Below are 949 nucleotides of genomic sequence, written 5' to 3'. Positions count from 1 at the left end.
TTTTAAGCCCGCATGGTCTGGGCGTGCATGGTGGAATTCCTTTCAACTTGATTTTGATCACTTGCCTGAACGAACACAGCTTGAAGCCATTGAAGCAATCGTGAGACTTTCCAAAAGTTTGCGCTCTGATTTTCGTCGTGGTGTTTATGGTTATGATGTTGGAGCTGTTGAATGCAATATGTCACACCTTGATGAGTGCATGCTGGACTTCGAGAGTGGCATCTGTCTTACAGCTGGGGGAACTTTGTTTTCCTTTGGACGCACAACAGAAATCAATCACACGCTGACGAAAGAAGAAGGCACATTAATTGGCAACTGGATTGATGACGGGGATGAGGAGTTAAGCTGGAAGCAAATTGATTACCCTTGGGATTTGGCAAATTTTCCGTGGTGTTCGGTCAAAAAACATGAACGCGACATACTCATGGCAGAATGGTTCCAAAATCGTCCCCTTTATTTGGCTTTAAGAGACGCAAACAACACTCTGATTGGGTATCGCCGATGCTATGCTGTAGCGCCTGTCGAACAGGTTTTAGAGGGTGTTTATAACCATTGTGGCAACAAATTTAACCCTTCCCCAACCGGCACTCTGTTGTTTCTGGCAGCTCGCACAGACTTTCATGATGTTGCGGACAAACAAGCCACCTCTGTTTCCCTTCTCGTTCATGGCTCTCTTGCACAACAAACCCCTCCTGGCAAGCTTTGGCTTGAAGCTCATGAACTGCGTGATGGTGTAGAAATTCTTAAAACACCTATCAACATTCCTTTGCGTGCTGATGTTCGCGAACAATTCAAAATTTTATTGAGGTTTTAACATGAAGCATGAAAGTGGTTTACCCTTTGCAATTGACAGATCGGTAGGCAAAGACGAACAACAAAGCGTGGTGTTTTATGGCAAGCGCCCTTTTCTTCAAGCGGGTGAACTCAATGAGGTTCAAACCATCATCAG

General features: G+C 44.9%; 1 protein-coding gene. It reads left to right on the top strand.

What is annotated here, in order from left to right:
* The coding region (locus ACFIO3_RS14080) for a phage tail protein (protein ID WP_375704686.1) at positions 1 to 814 on the top strand (814 nt) is incomplete at its 5' end.
* Between the last annotated feature and the right edge of the window lie 135 nt (positions 815 to 949).

This window comes from Bartonella sp. AD328YNZD, from assembly GCF_042196425.1.
Note: the sequence above shows the minus strand (reverse complement) of the source record. Positions and strands in the feature narration are given on the sequence as shown.